Origin of the sequence: uncultured Dysosmobacter sp. (genome assembly GCF_947631635.1) — a bacterium.
Lineage (GTDB): Bacteria > Bacillota > Clostridia > Oscillospirales > Oscillospiraceae > Oscillibacter.
Map to the genome: position 1 here is coordinate 1 of NZ_CANRMB010000006.1, position 14,298 is coordinate 14,298.

Genomic DNA, 14,298 nt, shown 5'->3' on the forward strand with positions numbered 1-14,298 from the left:
AATTGGCGATTTTCGTCCGGCCGAAATTGGCTGTTTTCTCCCGGCAGAAAATGGCTAATTTCTCCCGACTCTAACATCGAAGGGAAAATCGCAAAAAAACAGGCCGAAATTGCTGAACTGGAAGCTCAAAAGCAGAGTCTTCTGCATCCTGTGACAATGAAAGCAGTTATGGCAAAGGCGAAGGAGGCAGGCCTTTCGCCTAAAGAAATTGCCGAAAAACTTGGCATTGAACTCTGATAGGCTGAAATAGAGGAAGAATAAAGGCACGGGAGTTCCCGTGCCTTTTTCTCCAAAGAAGCCGCAAGACTGTATGCGCTCCCTCCGGCCATGTTATATTCGCATATGAATTTGTTATTGCTTCCAGTATTGCTCGACCTTCGTCTCGGCAACATGGGGAAGAAGGTTGAACTGTTTCATGATTTTCTGAACCACGACTGCTTTCTCAATCTCCAGTTCCTTCAGCGTAGAAATCATGGCAGAAATGCCTTCTTCCCGGCCTTCCTCCCGGCCTTCCTCCAGAGCGGCCATTCGGGTGTTGTAGTCATGAATCTCCATCACTTTTTCTTGGTCATACAATGTCACCATGATATCGGCTACCTCCTTCTGCCTTGACGCCAGGATGGGGACTAGAACCCCCTCTTCCAAACACTGCCGGATAGTTGCTTCTACCGCCAGCTGTGTAGGCCCAAACACCCGCCGCTGGTCATCAGCAATCCGGCAAAACCGGACATATTGATACACGATATCGTCCTTGCCGCCGGTATCCCCGCGAAGCACCTTTACCGCGACCTCCGCGCTACCGGCACCCTCATACAAATCGGAGAGGCGAAGCACATCGGGTACATTCTGCTTTCCTGTGTAGACGACATAGAGTTCCGGTCTTGGTACGGAAACCTTCTTCGGAGCGTACAGATCCAGATTCTGTTCCTCTACATACTCCTTGTAGGTCGCTGCCAGGTAAAGAAGCATTCGCAGGGCCAAATTCACAGAAAATGTGGACTGTGCCTCTACCAGGAGGATGAGTTTATCCCGGACAAGAACGCCCAAGTCATTATAGATCCCATTGGTCAGAATAGTGGCGAGCGTGACCAGCTTGAAATCTTCTTCCCGCACATCGGTGTCCTCCGGATGGAGGGACAGGTACAGCTTCCGGGTGTACTCCGGCTCCTTAAAGATGTATGAGAAAAGGCTGTCCTTAATGGTCCGCCTCATATCGGTCATATGCCTCATCCCCCCAGCTTGCTGCCTACCTCTATTATATCGTAAGTTTAGAGAAAATACAAGGGGCAATGCCGCAGGGAGGCGAATGCCAAATGGACGGCCACGTCTCCCGCGGATACGCCTCTCCACCAAATGGAGATGAAACCAATTAACAAGACGAATCTCATCTCGGGTATCAAGTGTCTTCGATCAGCGCCACCCAATCTTCTCCATAATTATCTTCATTGAAGTTCTCTTCTAACATGAAAGATACTTTTTGAAAAGCCTCACTCTGCTCCATAAGGGCCTTTGTCTGGACAAATGTGTTCGTCCTGAAATCATAAATCCAGAGCTCATCCAGCTCATCGAGAAAGACCTCATCCCAGGAACAATATCTCAGGCCGGGCGGTGGTGGGGGCAGCTTGTGAAATGACCTGTCAAACTCTTCTTTTGGCATTTCCACACTGATATAATCAAGTATTGCCTTTATGCTATCTCTGTTTTTTTCATCTATCCAATACTGCACCGGGCACCCAACCGGCAGTTCCACCGTCACTGTCATATTATTTTCAGCAGGACAATCGAAGTGTAACGGAGTCCTCACAACAGCATATTTTGGAGCTTTAACAGGATACCAGATGAAGTTATCAAGGCTCATCACGCTCCCCCTCTCTTTTTTTGTTCAGTGTAACAGAATCCGGCCTGGTGCGCAAGGTTTGTTCCCACAATAAATGCCTTCACAATACTTTTGACATGGATTGGAAGAATAATTATAATTAAAGCAGGAGCAATGATTTGTGATGTCTCATCACACACTCAAAAAGCAGCTGGTGAAACCGCCAGCTGTTTTTTTGTAAACTGCAGGGGAGACGGAGGCCAAAATGAAAATAACGACGTGGAATGTCAATGGGATCGCCGCTTGCCGGCGGAAGGGGTTTCTGCGGTTCTTGGCAGACACCCGGCCTGATATCCTATGCTGCCAGGAAATCAAATCGCAGTGTGAGCTTAACACCCCAGGCTACAACCAAGTCTGGAATCCTGCCAAGAGATCTGGTTACTCCGGTTCCCTTGTTCTTACGCGGCGACAGCCCCGGTCTATTACCCTGGGCTTTGACGCTGATGAGGATCTTGACGCCGAGGGACGTCTGATTGCACTCGAATATGCAGATTATTATGTGGTAAGTGTCTACGTACCCAATACCAATCCGCATTCCGACCCGACTCGTCCGGAGTATAGGGCAAGGTGGGAGGCGGCGCTGCGCAAATATATCAAAGGGTTAGATAAACCCGCCATCCTCTGTGGCGATTTCAACGTGGCCCATACAGATCTGGACATCTATCCGGAGCACGAAAAGGGGCTCCTCCAACCGCTGGGGTTTGAACAGGAGGAGAGAGAGCGTTTTAATCTGCTGCTTTCCTGCGGATATGTAGATGCGTTTCGAGCTCTACACCCCACGAAAGAGGGGGTATATACCTGGTGGTCACCCAAAAACCACAATCGGGAGGCGAACCGCGGCTGCCGGCTGGATTATTTTTTGCTCTCGAATGAACTAGTGAACTGCGTCCAGAGTGTAAGCCACCATGTCAATACTGTCGCCTCTGACCACTGTCCGGTATCCATGGTTATCAGGCCGGCGATTAAGCCAAAGGATATCTCTAATGAAGATCTTGCTGTCATGTGGCACACAATAGACTGGCCAAAGATGGAAGATGCACTCTATCAAAAACAGATCAATCTGGCAGAGGCGGCGCATTATCGCGATTGGTCAGCCGTGAGTCAGATCCAGACGGAGATAGTCCACTCATTTGCCGCCAAGGTTCTCGCTGTGCGTAACGTAGTCAATATGGACGGAGCTGCAGGTGTAGATAATGTGAAGTGGTCTACACCGGCTCAGATGATGCAGGCAGCCCTGTCCCTGACTTCACGAGGGTACCACCCTCTCCCATACCGACACCATGAAATCGCGGACAGCGGCCATACACGCATCGTCCATATACCGGCAGCGCGGGATAAGGCAATGATGGCACTCTATGCCTTTTCTTTGGATCCCGTCGCGGAATCCACAGCTGACCATGGGAGTTTCTCTGCCCGCCGAGGCCGCTCAGCGTTGGATCTGCATGCATACCTAAGTCAGGAACTCAGTGGCCCGGATGCGCCTGGATTCATTGCAATAGTCGATGTGAAAGCCTATTACAGCAGCATAGTCCATGAGCGCCTCCTGACTTTAATCCCTATGGATAAGACAATGCTCAGGAAGTTCTTACAGGCGGGAGTCGTCCGGGATGGGCAGTTGTTCGAAACCGACCAAGGTATCTCGCTTGGAACATCGCTCTCCCCCATCTTAGGCAACATGCTTTTGGACGGCCTGCAATCTTATCTCTATGATCACCTGTTCCCGGAAGGCCATAAAAGCCACGATGGAGGCCGTATGTTTCGTTTCGCTGATGATATTGCCGTCACGGCAAGGGACTATAAACAGGCCGCTCAAATCATGGAGATTATCGGAGATTTCCTAGCAGATCGCGGGTTGAAGATCAATCACGATAAATCCTTCATTGCTAGTCTACGGGATGGGTTTGACTTCTTGGCCAGGCATTACCGAGTGGTGAAGGGAATTCTCGAGATAACTCCTTCCACCAAATCCATCCAAAAAATTGAACGCGAACTATCTGACCTGATTCTCGGCCACAACGGGTCTCTGAGGACACTAATCGATTTAATCAATAAGAGGCTCAATGGATGGGCTACCTACCACCGCATCACAGATGCCTACATGGTCTTCCGGCATGTTGACGCTGTAGTTGAGGGACTGTTAGTACGAAGGATGTGCGACCGATACAGCCGGTGGCACCGAGATACAGTCCTCAATAAATTCTGGATAAAAGAAGACGGATATTATGTATTCGCTCTCCCGGATGATCCAACGGTCAGGGTGACACGCCTGGCTCCCATCACTATTGTGCGGCATAAGCCCTGCCGGTTAAGTACCAATAGCTATCTGGACAACGATTATTACGCCTGGCTCAAGTACAAACGCGACACCCAAAAGAACAGCGGAAAGTATAAAGCTGTATGGCAGCGGCAGGGCGGCAAATGTGCTTACTGCGGACAACCCATGCTTGCCGATCAGGAGGTTGATGTGGTAGAGCGGATTCTGGGGCGGGGCCGCAGGCCGCAGAATCTCATGTACATCCATCGCCGGTGCGCCTATGACTCATTTTCGGGTTTGGATGATGTCACATTGGAGTCCATAGACCTTAACAACCTTCTCCAGGATGTCTTAGAAGAAACTCCGGCCGCCGAATCTCCCTACTTAGAATTGCAGGAGTTTTTCAGACTGACAGACAAATCCCCTATATCTCTTTCATTCCGCGAAATCGAACAAATCCTCGGTGACCAGCTGGACTGGGAGGCTTACTTTTATACTGCGTTCTGGTATGATGCCCAAGATGGGGGTATCACAACTCCTATGTGGGTTGAGGAGGGATTCCCTATCGAGACTAATTAGATATGACTTGTAGCGAAAATGCATTTGAGATATTTGGTGCTTCATTTGATACCGGACGGTACGATCCAAGACTGTGTAGATGATACCATTCGGACAACCCAGGAGGTATATCCTCACCCCATGCCAGTGGCTCCGGCCAAGGAGACGGCATCTTTTATCCTGACGGCTATGCAGTTGATTCTCTATCTGCTTTCTGTAAATGCTGACATAGAGGATGAACCGCTGCCCGTCAAATCGGTTCGAACCGGGCCCAAAACAGTGAATATTATCAGGGACAAAGCCGGAGAGGTTTCCGCTAAACAGGTCGGAATCCGAGTCGGTTCCGCTCTTCGCAGGGCAACTTCTCACAGCCAACATGAAGCCAATGTCTCAGCAGTTCCAGGGAGCCATAAACGCCCTCATGCACGGCGAGGTCATTGGCACCACTATTGGACGGGTCCGAAGGACGGCAATCGTGAGTTGATCCTAAAATGGACTGCACCCACCTTCATTCACCCGGAGAACGGGCAGGAGAATAGCATTGTCTTGTTTCCGGTAAAATAGCATTTAAATGTAAAGAGGTTATTGATCCGAACATGCCATTTTGCTATAATGCAATTAAAGATAAAGATACCATTGAAAATGCCCAATTCATTGCGGAAGAGGGAATCGGCGGTTCGAGATCCAAAGTGAGTCATTTTTCCACGTCGGAGCAAGCGTCAGATCGCTTGCTCCGATTTTTTATCAATCAGACCATGCGCATGCTGCTGCGCCTCCTTTCAAAACCAGGCCCGCTTTGCCGGGCCTCTTTTTTTGAGAACGGGTATTCCGGATTTCCCCGCATTTCATAGACGTTCCGTGCGAATGCCGCTGAAGATGGACAAAGGCCGGGATATTTGCTATCCTATCTGTAATACGCAAAGAAACGGACTGAGGGGGACTGCATATGTTCTTATACCGCTGTGACGGAGACATGCTCCGGGTTCAGAAGGACGGCAGAAGCTGGACAGCGGCACTGCCGGGAACACCGCCCAGCCATGGGGAGATCTGGGCCCATATCAGCGGAGATGAACGATATATAGCCTTTGGCAATCACCGGGGTGTCCGGGAGGAAACTCTGTCCGGGGCCAGCCGTTTGGATAGAGTCCATGGGATCTGGGTCTATGACCTGGATGCGGGCCGCCTGATGACAGTTCCCCACAGGGTCCAGCGGACCGATGTCTTTTGGGATATCATGTTTGATGCGGAAAATGCGCTGTATTACAGTGACGGCAATACCTTCTGGCGGTGGAGGATAGGCGCGGAGAGCGTGGAAAAGCTGTTCCGCTTTCAAAAGGTGAAGGGCGCGCCGATGGGACTGTGTGTCAGTCCCGGCGGCCGGGTCCTCTCTTATTACAAATACCGGGCGGATGAAAAGCGGCTCTTCCTGTATGACCTGGAGACCGGAGAGAGCCGGGACCTGCATATCTCCATCTTCTATTACGGTTGGCTGGATGAGGAGCATGTGGTGTGGACCAGGATGGGTGGCCTGAAGGTGCTGGATGTGAAGAGCGGAACGAATCGGACGCTCCTCCGGGATCACAAGGCCATCCTGAAAAGATGCGGCGGGGATGACGCAGCCCGGATCAGCTGCTTTTTGCAGGAGGAAAGCGTCTTTGAAGACCTGGACCTGCTGGGAAGCCATGCGGGGCGCCTGTGGTTCAATCTCGTGCTGCGGAGCTTTCCCAGAGAGGAGCCGGGGGTGCTGGGGTTCCTAAAAAAGAAACGGGAGCCGCTGCTCCACGACGGCGTCTGGTCCGTGGGGCCGGACGGAAAAGAGCCGTGCTTTCACTACCAGGTACCGGAGGATTGCCGTCACGGATATTTCAGCAGGCTTTTCCGGCAGGGGAGCCTGTGCTGGACCGGCGGGGATAACGTCTTCCGGTGCTGGGACGGCACGGACCGCCGGATGTTCCCATCCGGCTGGAAGCCGGTTTTTCTGCCGGGGGAATGCCAGTGAATACCGTGGTGGTGGGCTTGCCGGTTTCTTGATAAATTCACAAGAATCTTGTGAATAAGGACAAGATATCACAAGAAACTTGTAAAGTCAAGACCTATTTTACAAGTTTCTTGTAAAAATGGATTGACAGTTACAAGAAACTTGTGTATTCTAAAACCAGAGAGCAATGAAAGGATGTCTGCTATGAGCTTTGGTGAACGGATGCAGGCCCGCCGGGAGGAACTGGGACTTTCCCGGCTGGAAGTGGCGGCGATGCTGGGCGTGTCCCCCTCTGCGGTCAGCAATTACGAGAAGAGCATCAGCTTTCCCAAGGAGGAGGTCATCCTCCGCCTGTTCGACTGCCTGAAAACCGACCCCAACACCCTGTTTCAGGACAGTTTTCAGGCTGGCGGCCAGGTCCTGACCCATCCAGAGCGGCAGCTTTTGGAGCGTTACCGGGGCTTATCTCCCATGGGGCGGGAGACGGTCCGCTCCGTGGTGGAGGCACTGTGCGCCTACCGGGATGATCTGGAGGCCAGCAGGACCGAGCAGGAGCCCCGGGTGATCCCGCTGTACCGCAGCCCCGCGGCGGCGGGCTATGCGGCCCCGGTGTTCGGCGAGGACTTCGACTACATCCCTGTCACCGATGAGGTGCCCCAGGCGGCGGAATTTGCCGTCCGCATCCAGGGAGATTCCATGGCGCCGTTCATCGCAGACGGTTCCGTGGCCTATGTGAACCGGGACCCCTTGCAGGCAGGGGACGTGGGGGTGTTCTGTGTGGACGGAGATATCCTCTGCAAGCAGTATTACAAGGACCCGGCGGGGATCGTCTACCTGTTCTCCCTGAACCGGGCCAGAGCCGATGCGGATGTGGTGTTCGGCCCCACCAGTGGGCGGACACTGGCCTGCTTTGGCCGGGTCATCATGCATGCGCTGCCCTTGCCGGGAAGAGCGTAGAAGAAAAAGAGAGCCTTTCGGCTCTCTTTTTATATGGATCGGGTGAACTTATACGATAAATCCGCCATCGGCGGTCAGGACCTGCCCGGTGAGAAAGGCGGCCCGCTCCGAGGCGAGAAACGCCACGGCGTGGGCGATGTCCTCCGGTGTGCCCAGACGGCCCAACGGAGTCTCCTCCACCAGCATGGCCCGGGTCTCCTCTCCCAATGCCCGCACCATATCCGTTTCGATGCACCCGGGTGCCACACAGTTCACCCGAATGCCGGAGGGGGCCAGTTCCAGGGCCAGGGAGCGGGTAAATCCGATGATGGCCGCTTTGGAGCAGGCGTAGGCCACCTCACAGCTGGCGCCCCGCAGCCCCCAGATGGAGGAGATGTTGATGATGCACCCCCGCTTTTCGGACAGCATATGGGGGAGCACCGCTTTCGCGGTATTCCGGGCGCCGGTGAGGTTCACCGCCAGTGTGCGGTCCCAGGTCTCGTCGTCCGTGTCCTGAAACAGCCCCTGCCGGGAGATCCCGGCGTTGTTGACCAGCAGGTCCACCGGACCTAATTCGGCTTTTACGGCCTGCACCATGGCCTCCACGGCCTGCCGGTCCGCCACATCCGCGCCAACGGCAATGGCCATGTGTCCGCTGTCCCGCAGCTGGCGCACAAGCGACTCGGCGGCTTCCCGGTGTTCCAGATAGTTGACGCAGACCGCCCAGCCCTCCCGGGCCAGCTCCACGGCGACGGCCCGCCCAATGCCCCGGGAGGCCCCCGTGACCAGTGCGACTCGGTTCATATTCCCGCCTCCTGTTTACTCGATGGAGGCAGTATAACAAAAAAACGAAAAAAACGCAAGAAAAGTGTTGACAAATCGATATCGTTCGTGTATCCTATACCTGTTCCGCTTCGGACGATTAGCTCAGCTGGCTAGAGCACCTGCTTGACGTGCAGGGGGTCACAGGTTCGAGTCCTGTATCGTCCACCAGAGCAATCCCTTAGAGCCGCAAGGCTTTGAGGGATTTTCTTTTACCTGTATACTTTCCAAAATTTAGAAAATACGACATTTTTACGATTTTTAAGGTTTAATTTGGGGTTAAGCCTCTGCCTCACAAAAAAGAAACCGCTTCGATTATAAAGCGATTTCCTTGCCCTCGCTCTTCCTCCCTAACTTACTCCGCCCTTCAATGCTCCTCCCTAATGCGCATTTACTCTACCAGCTTGGAGAACCCCCTTGCGGTTTCCACAAGGGGGGTATGGCAATTCGCCTATCTCGGCATTTTCAAGCGCCCCGAGATTCGGGAAAATGAGCATTTCTCCCACATCGACCGCCGTCCCAAAAGCCTGCCCTAGGTATCCGACTGGTCAATCCATTGGGAAAGATAGATCGAACATCGCAAGTCCTCCATGCGCTGCAAGGTGGGGCACGTTTTCAGGATCGTCAAGTGCCAGTTTGGCTACCGAAAAACAGCGTACCGCGGTTGGAAAAAGAATGCGAACCGCCTGTGTGCGCTGTTCATAAGCGCGAACCTGTATACCTTGGTGCATGAAGGGCGCACGTTGCGCGAAGCATGCCCAAGGTGGGAAGTTTGCCCTGTTCAGCTGGCTTTTCCCCAAAACAGGAAATTTTTCAGGGAACTGCATGGAACCAGGCGAATGGTCCACTATTTGCGCCAAAGTACGGCCATTATACTGATTTACTCAGTGGTTCCCGAACGCTGAAAGCCTAGGAAAAAGTACCCGAAAACTCCTTTGAAATTTTCTGAAACCTAGCGATTTGGCGGCGATTTACAACACAAATCCATAAGAATTTTCGAGACATCCCTTCTAGCAGAGAGAAGTGTTACACCGTGATGAAGTTCTTGCAATAGGCGTGTTAGAGCCCGGCGAGAAGCACCTGTTATAGAGAAACCTTACCTCGACAAAACGCGCAGAGACATCGTCTCTGCGCGTTTTGTCGAGGTAAGGAGAAATTTCCACATGAGCATATCTGATACGAATTCTTCTTAAAACGGTTTTACCGTTTTATGAGAGTCACAGCATGTGACTTGGCGGAAAAGTCGCCATAAGAATGTAGTTTATACGTTTCTTGGCACCGCAGGCGCTGCGGCGTGCAACGCCGCGATAAAGAGGAAAAGCCGCCTTTTACACGTTCAAAGAGTCTGGCTTCTCTGATAGGCCTTGATGGCTTCGGTCAGCTTGGGAACAATGGCGTGCAGGTCACCCACGATGCCCAGATCAGCGATCTTCATCATGGGGCAGGATTCGTCCTTGTTGATGGCGATGATAAACTCGGAACCCTCCATACCAGCCAGATGCTGGATGGCGCCGGAGATGCCGCAGGCAATGTACAAGTTGGGATGGACGGTCTTGCCGGTCTGCCCTACCTGACGGTCTTTCTCAATCCAGCCGCTGTCAACACCGATACGGGAAGAGGAGACTTCCCCACCAAGCACGTCGGCCAACTCCCGGAGAGGCTTATAGCCATCCGGACCACCGACACCGCGGCCGCCAGATACCAAGATTTTTGCCTCGGTGATGTCCACAGTCTTCTTGTCATCATGGACTACCTTCAAAATCTCCACGTTCATGTCGTCCATGCTCAGATTAGCGTCAAAGGGCACGATTTCGCCGGCACGGCTGGTGTCCTTCTTGGGCATCTCCATGACACCAGGACGGACAGTGGCCATCTGCGGCGTGTAGTTTCGGCAGACGATAGTGGCCATGACATTGCCGCCGAATGCGGGACGGGTCATCTTCAGGTAACGGTCAGAGGTATCCAGAGCGTCCACGCGCTCAGGCTGCAGAGCCAGGGAGGTGGAGGTCTTCAGATACTCCTGATACTTTTTCACATCGATATCCAGACGGGTGGTATCGGCGGTCAGGCCGGTATGAACACGGCCCGCCACACGGGGAGCCATATCGCGGCCGATGCTGGACGCACCGAACAGCACGATGTTGGGATCGCAGTCCTTGATGACCTTCGTCACAGCCTTCACATAAGGCTCGGTGGTGTAGTGCTCCAGAACGGGATGGTCGATAACCAGAACCTTGGAAGCACCGTAGTGGATCAGCATATCAGCCTTGTCTTTGATATTATAGCCCAGCAGAACAGCAATCACCTGTTCACCGGAGTCGGCGGCCAGTTTGCACGCCTCGCCAATCAGCTCAATGCTGACCTTCTGAATGGCACCGCTGCGCTGTTCTACAACAACATAAATATCCTTACTCATCGTCGGGGTCCCTCCTCTCAAATAATATGACGCTCAATCAGTTTTTCCATGATCGCTTCAACAGCCTGGTCAGCGGTCAGATCCTTCAGCAGAGTGCCGGGATCCCGCATCTTCTTGCCGAAGGACTGGAATACGTTGGTGGGAGAACCCTTCAGGCCGATCCACTCAGGGTTCAGATCATTCTTCAGATCGTCGAAGCCCCAGACGGTGACGGTCTTCTCGTAAGCGTCCACAATACCGCGGACGGACATATAACGGGGTTCGCACAGCTCTGACAGAGCGGTGACCAAGCAGGGCATCTTGACCTTCAGGACGTGAGCGGAATCCTCAAACTGACGCTTGACAAAGATGTAGTCGCCATCTACGTCCAGCTCCTCGGCATAGCTCACCTGGGGCAGACGCAGCTGTTCGCCAATCTGGGGACCGACCTGAGCGGTATCACCATCGATAGCCTGCCGTCCGGTGATCACCAGGTCGAAGCCAATTTTCTTCAGAGCGGTAGCAATAATGGTGGCGGTGGCATAGGTGTCGGAGCCGCCAAATTCACGGGCGGAGAGCAGGTAGGCGTCGTCGGCGCCCATGGCCAGAGCTTCCCGCAGGGCCACATCAGCCTGGGGGGGACCCATGCAGACAACGGTCACGGTGCCGCCGACTCTCTCACGCAGCTGTAGTGCGGCTTCCAGACCGGCACGGTCGTCATGGTTGATGATGCTGGGCACACCGTCACGAATCAGGGTGCCGGTCTTTGGATCCAGCTTGACCTCAGCGGTGTCGGGGACCTGCTTGATACAAACAACAATTTTCATTTCTTCTGCACTCCCCTCTTACTTCAGCTTCATGGAACCGGAGATGACCATCTTCATGACCTCAGAGGTTCCCTCATAGATCTCGGTGATCTTGGCATCGCGCATCATGCGCTCCACGGGATACTCACGGCAGTAGCCGTAACCGCCCATGGCCTGCACGGCAAAACGGGTCACTTCGTTGGCAACATCGGATGCAAACAGCTTGGCCATGGCAGCCAGGGGACCAAAGACCTCATGGTTGTCCTCGGCAATGGCGGCACGCCAGGTCATCAGACGGGCGGCGTCGATCTTGGTCTGCATCTCGGCCATCTTGAACTGGGTGTTCTGGAAAGAGTTGATAGACTTGCCGAACTGCTTGCGCTCCTTGCCATACTTGATGGCCTCATTCAGAGCACCCTGGGCGATACCAACAGCCTGGGCGGCAATGCCGATACGGCCGCAGTCCAGGGCGCCCATGGCGATCTTGAAGCCTTTGCCCATAGGACCCAGGACACGGTCGGCGGGGACGCGGACATTCTCATAGGTGACGATGCAGTTGCTGGCTGCCCGGATGCCCATGCGCTCAATGTTATCGCTGACAGTGATGCCTGGCATCTCCTTCAGGTCCACAATGAAAGCGGTAAGACCCTTGGAGGCGGGCACGGTGCGGTCGGTCAGAGCGAAGACCACGCAGGTGTCGGCAAATCCGGCGTTGGTGGTGAAGATCTTGGAACCATTAAGAATCCAGTCATTGCCGTCCTTTACGGCCACGGTCTGGGCGCCCTGCACGTCGGAGCCGGCATTGGTTTCAGTAAGGCCGAAGCAGCCCACTTTGCTGCCGTCGATCAGGGGGCGCAGGTACTTCTGCTTCTGCTCTTCAGTGCCGAAGTTGTTGATGCAGGAGCAGCACAGTGACGTGTGCACAGAAATGGCGATGCCGGTGCTGGCATCCACCTTGGAGACTTCTTCCATACACAGGGTGTAGGCCAGGGTGTCACTGCCGCAGCCGCCATACTCCTTCGCGTAGGGAATACCCAGGAAGCCGTACTTTTGCAGTTTGCTCAGAAGTCCCAGATCATAGGTCTCATTTTCGTCCATCTCTTTTGCCAGTGGCCTAACCTCATTTTCCGCAAAGCTGCGGAAGAGCTGCTGCTGGAGCTGATGGGATTTGTCCAGTTTGAAATCCATATGTACCTCCTTGTCAGATCATATAAACTTGCTTACAAATATTTTGCTGGCAAACTAACTGATGCAATCGTAGCAGATAACAAATAATTTGTCAACATATAATTTGCAAACAAAATATTTTTTTATTATGTCTTGAAAAGGCATGGTTAACTTTGCTATAATGCAAAACTAATGCAGAACATCGGAACGGATATAACATCGGATACTGCTAATGGAACGGAGGGACATATGGAACTGAATGAATGTATCAATTTTCAACTGAATAACGTACATAATGCGGTGTTCAGCTACTTCAAGACGATGCTGGCACCCTATGATGTGACGCCGATTCAGTACGCACTGCTGAAATGCCTGTGGACAGAAGACATGCAGCCGCCTACACAGATTGCGCAGACGCTTCAACTGGATACCTCCACGGTTTCGGGCCATCTTGACCGACTGGAAAAGAAGGGATTGATCGAGCGTGTGTACAATGCTCAGGACAGACGGAGCATCCATGTGCATCTTCTGGAGAGCGGTGCCGCGCTTCAGCGCCCAATCGAGGATACGATCCTGAAGGCCAATCAGGAGATCACCACCGGGATCATCCCGGAGGATCTTGCGGTGTTCAAAAAACAGCTGAAAATCATTGAAAGCAATGCGAAGGCCGGCAAAGCTGTATGATGTCCGGCCTAAAGCGGAGTTTTCAAAATAGGAGGCAGGGCACCGGAAAAGAGAACACGGTGTATGACTTCGCCGCGCATGAGAAGATGAAGCCGCTGGGTAAAAGAAATGCGCCGTCCGGAAGGAATGCAGATAAACCGCATTCCTTCCGGACGGCGCATTTTGCTAAGGCTTGACCCTTCACAAAAGTCTGGTGGATCATTTTGATCCATTGATAGGGAGATCATATGTGTTTAACGCAGAAATGGGCAGCTCTCCGCCGGCGGCGATCCACCCTGCCCGAAAAGCGACACGCGCTATGGGGAATAATGCAGCTGCTCTTTCATCATACGCTTGTTCATCCAGGAAATCTTGATACGCTTTTTCAAAGTCACGGTTCATTGTGTGCACCTCCGTCAAGAATCGCAAAAATTCTCTGGTTTCATAGATATTGGCAAGGTCGTCTCCTGCCGCGAATTTGGATGGTTTCTCCATAGCTGCCCCTGATTTGGCGATTAGAGTTTCCGTGATTTCTTTCGTGAACCGTTCCTTCACAGTCAGTGGTCCCTCTCGGCAGTGTAATATTAGTTTGCCATCTATGAAAAACATGATATTCCGCTGCTTCAATAAAGTCAATATAGCGCAAACAAATTTTTCGCATACAAATTAAATTTGATCACGATGCACCAGGAATGCGGCTATTCAACATGAAAGGATGAATTACCAGCAAGAAATACAAGTATTGTTAAATTGTCTTTTCCGAATTTTTGAGCATGTTTTTCTTATATCTATTGAAAGAACGGCGGTTTCTTTGGTATAATACAATAAATAAAGTTTGGTAAC

At 52.6% G+C, this 14,298-nt stretch carries 13 protein-coding genes and 1 tRNA gene; 7 read left to right on the forward strand and 7 right to left on the reverse strand.

Going from position 1 to position 14,298, the window contains the following annotated elements:
- The coding region (locus Q0Z71_RS04585; protein WP_298018922.1) for a hypothetical protein at nucleotides 1-237 on the forward strand (237 nt) is incomplete at its 5' end.
- A 114-nt stretch (nucleotides 238-351) separates the two neighbouring features.
- Here Q0Z71_RS04585 and Q0Z71_RS04590 read toward each other — a convergent pair.
- The gene (locus tag Q0Z71_RS04590) at nucleotides 352-1,221 is read right to left on the reverse strand and encodes a hypothetical protein (RefSeq protein WP_298018924.1); all 870 of its coding nucleotides are present in this window, start codon (nucleotides 1,219-1,221) and stop codon (nucleotides 352-354) included.
- A gap of 175 nt (nucleotides 1,222-1,396) precedes the next feature.
- Nucleotides 1,397-1,858 (reverse strand): hypothetical protein, encoded by a 462-nt coding sequence (locus tag Q0Z71_RS04595; protein ID WP_298018926.1) that lies wholly within the window; start codon nucleotides 1,856-1,858, stop codon nucleotides 1,397-1,399.
- 223 nt (nucleotides 1,859-2,081) lie between these two features.
- Here Q0Z71_RS04595 and Q0Z71_RS04600 point away from each other — a divergent pair, with 223 nt between their 5' ends.
- From Q0Z71_RS04600 to Q0Z71_RS04615, 4 genes are all read left to right on the forward strand, one after another.
- Nucleotides 2,082-4,709, forward strand: a complete 2,628-nt coding sequence (locus Q0Z71_RS04600) for an exodeoxyribonuclease III (RefSeq protein ID WP_298018928.1) — start codon at nucleotides 2,082-2,084, stop codon at nucleotides 4,707-4,709.
- Between the two features lie 575 nt (nucleotides 4,710-5,284).
- Nucleotides 5,285-5,539: a hypothetical protein gene (locus Q0Z71_RS04605; protein WP_298018931.1), complete on the forward strand. Its 255-nt coding sequence runs from the start codon at nucleotides 5,285-5,287 to the stop codon at nucleotides 5,537-5,539.
- 95 nt (nucleotides 5,540-5,634) lie between these two features.
- Entirely contained in the window at nucleotides 5,635-6,687 is a 1,053-nt protein-coding gene (locus Q0Z71_RS04610) for a hypothetical protein (RefSeq protein ID WP_298018934.1), read from the forward strand.
- A gap of 183 nt (nucleotides 6,688-6,870) precedes the next feature.
- Nucleotides 6,871-7,623 (forward strand): XRE family transcriptional regulator, encoded by a 753-nt coding sequence (locus Q0Z71_RS04615; protein WP_298018938.1) that lies wholly within the window; start codon nucleotides 6,871-6,873, stop codon nucleotides 7,621-7,623.
- A 48-nt stretch (nucleotides 7,624-7,671) separates the two neighbouring features.
- Here Q0Z71_RS04615 and Q0Z71_RS04620 read toward each other — a convergent pair whose 3' ends face one another.
- A complete protein-coding gene (locus tag Q0Z71_RS04620; RefSeq protein ID WP_298018941.1) occupies nucleotides 7,672-8,406 on the reverse strand; it encodes an elongation factor P 5-aminopentanone reductase in 735 nt (244 codons plus the stop codon).
- A gap of 112 nt (nucleotides 8,407-8,518) precedes the next feature.
- On the opposite strand from Q0Z71_RS04620, the gene Q0Z71_RS04625 reads away from it, so the two are divergent.
- A tRNA-Val gene (locus tag Q0Z71_RS04625) sits at nucleotides 8,519-8,595 on the forward strand.
- 1,165 nt (nucleotides 8,596-9,760) lie between these two features.
- On the opposite strand, the gene Q0Z71_RS04630 is transcribed toward Q0Z71_RS04625, so the two are convergent.
- From Q0Z71_RS04630 to Q0Z71_RS04640, 3 genes are read right to left on the reverse strand one after another with little or no spacing between them, the layout of a single operon-like run.
- Nucleotides 9,761-10,840: an electron transfer flavoprotein subunit alpha/FixB family protein gene (locus Q0Z71_RS04630; protein WP_298018944.1), complete on the reverse strand. Its 1,080-nt coding sequence runs from the start codon at nucleotides 10,838-10,840 to the stop codon at nucleotides 9,761-9,763.
- A 17-nt stretch (nucleotides 10,841-10,857) separates the two neighbouring features.
- The gene (locus tag Q0Z71_RS04635) at nucleotides 10,858-11,646 is read right to left on the reverse strand and encodes an electron transfer flavoprotein subunit beta/FixA family protein (protein ID WP_298018946.1); all 789 of its coding nucleotides are present in this window, start codon (nucleotides 11,644-11,646) and stop codon (nucleotides 10,858-10,860) included.
- Nucleotides 11,647-11,664: 18 nt separating this feature from the next.
- On the reverse strand, nucleotides 11,665-12,813 hold the full coding sequence (locus Q0Z71_RS04640; protein ID WP_298018949.1) for an acyl-CoA dehydrogenase family protein: 1,149 nt from the start codon (nucleotides 12,811-12,813) through the stop codon (nucleotides 11,665-11,667).
- 228 nt (nucleotides 12,814-13,041) lie between these two features.
- Between Q0Z71_RS04640 and Q0Z71_RS04645 the strand changes: the two genes are divergently transcribed.
- Complete coding sequence (locus Q0Z71_RS04645) at nucleotides 13,042-13,476, forward strand: MarR family winged helix-turn-helix transcriptional regulator (RefSeq protein ID WP_298018953.1); 435 nt, start codon at nucleotides 13,042-13,044, stop codon at nucleotides 13,474-13,476.
- Between the two features lie 198 nt (nucleotides 13,477-13,674).
- On the opposite strand, the gene Q0Z71_RS04650 is transcribed toward Q0Z71_RS04645, so the two are convergent.
- Nucleotides 13,675-14,010 (reverse strand): hypothetical protein, encoded by a 336-nt coding sequence (locus tag Q0Z71_RS04650; RefSeq protein WP_298018956.1) that lies wholly within the window; start codon nucleotides 14,008-14,010, stop codon nucleotides 13,675-13,677.
- Nucleotides 14,011-14,298: the final 288 nt, after the last annotated feature.

Bases quoted from the DNA above. Each gene is read 5' to 3' on its own strand.
- Q0Z71_RS04610 (WP_298018934.1), top strand. From the start codon at position 5,635: ATGTTCTTATACCGCTGTGACGGAGACATGCTCCGGGTTCAGAAGGAC.
- Q0Z71_RS04615 (WP_298018938.1), top strand. From the start codon at position 6,871: ATGAGCTTTGGTGAACGGATGCAGGCCCGCCGGGAGGAACTGGGACTT.
- Q0Z71_RS04600 (WP_298018928.1), top strand. From the start codon at position 2,082: ATGAAAATAACGACGTGGAATGTCAATGGGATCGCCGCTTGCCGGCGG.
- Q0Z71_RS04620 (WP_298018941.1), bottom strand. From the start codon at position 8,406: ATGAACCGAGTCGCACTGGTCACGGGGGCCTCCCGGGGCATTGGGCGG.
- Q0Z71_RS04605 (WP_298018931.1), top strand. From the start codon at position 5,285: ATGCCATTTTGCTATAATGCAATTAAAGATAAAGATACCATTGAAAAT.
- Q0Z71_RS04590 (WP_298018924.1), bottom strand. From the start codon at position 1,221: ATGACCGATATGAGGCGGACCATTAAGGACAGCCTTTTCTCATACATC.
- Q0Z71_RS04645 (WP_298018953.1), top strand. From the start codon at position 13,042: ATGGAACTGAATGAATGTATCAATTTTCAACTGAATAACGTACATAAT.
- Q0Z71_RS04595 (WP_298018926.1), bottom strand. From the start codon at position 1,858: ATGAGCCTTGATAACTTCATCTGGTATCCTGTTAAAGCTCCAAAATAT.
- Q0Z71_RS04635 (WP_298018946.1), bottom strand. From the start codon at position 11,646: ATGAAAATTGTTGTTTGTATCAAGCAGGTCCCCGACACCGCTGAGGTC.
- Q0Z71_RS04640 (WP_298018949.1), bottom strand. From the start codon at position 12,813: ATGGATTTCAAACTGGACAAATCCCATCAGCTCCAGCAGCAGCTCTTC.
- Q0Z71_RS04630 (WP_298018944.1), bottom strand. From the start codon at position 10,840: ATGAGTAAGGATATTTATGTTGTTGTAGAACAGCGCAGCGGTGCCATT.